Annotated in this window: 1 protein-coding gene; it reads right to left on the bottom strand. The window is 72.9% G+C overall.

The genetic code is table 11. The features are described 5' to 3' along the window. Window positions 1-573: IS5 family transposase (locus ACI797_RS27825; RefSeq protein ID WP_456864114.1), on the bottom strand; the 573-nt coding region annotated here is incomplete at its 3' end. Window positions 574-691 lie beyond the last annotated feature (118 nt).

Raw genomic sequence — 691 nt, 5'->3', positions numbered from 1 at the left:
GGTGTCGACCACGTTGGCGTAGCCACCGTCGGCCCACACTCTGACCAGCCGCGGATAGCGGGGGCGGGCGGCGGTCAGCAGCGCCCGCCCGCCGGGGCGGTCCTGCAGGCTGGCGGCGGTCACGGCAACCGCCAGCAGCAGGCCGAGGGTGTCGACCAGCAGGTGCCGCTTGCGGCCCCGAACCCGCTTGCCGGCGTCGTAGCCGATCGCCGCCCCGCCCTCGTGTGTCTTCACCGACTGGGCGTCGAGCACCGCCGCCGACGGCTGCACCTCCCGTCCCTCGGCGGCGCGGACCCGGTCGCGCAGGGCGTCGTGCACCCGATCCCAGGTGCCATCGGCGCTCCAGGCGCGAAACCAGCGGTAGGCGGCGTCCCAGGGCACCAGGTCGTGCGGCACCAGCCGCCAGGCGCAGCCGCTGACCAGTACGTACAGGATCGAGTCGAGCACCAGCCGGCGGTCGTGCTTGAGCGGCCGGCCGCCGGCATGCGGATCGTGAACCGGCAGCAGCGGCTCGACCAGCGCCCACTCGGCGTCGGTCAGCGAACTGGAGTACGCCGGCTTGCAGGTGCACACACACATGCCACCCGGACCCTCACCGCCCCCAGCCCAGCCCGGTGATGCCACACCGACGTCGTCGGCGATCAACTCGCGCCATCACCCACGGCGCTGGATCAGTTACCCAACACCCTCT

Source organism: Geodermatophilus sp. SYSU D00691 (genome assembly GCF_054050275.1).
Note: the sequence above shows the minus strand (reverse complement) of the source record. Positions and strands in the feature narration are given on the sequence as shown.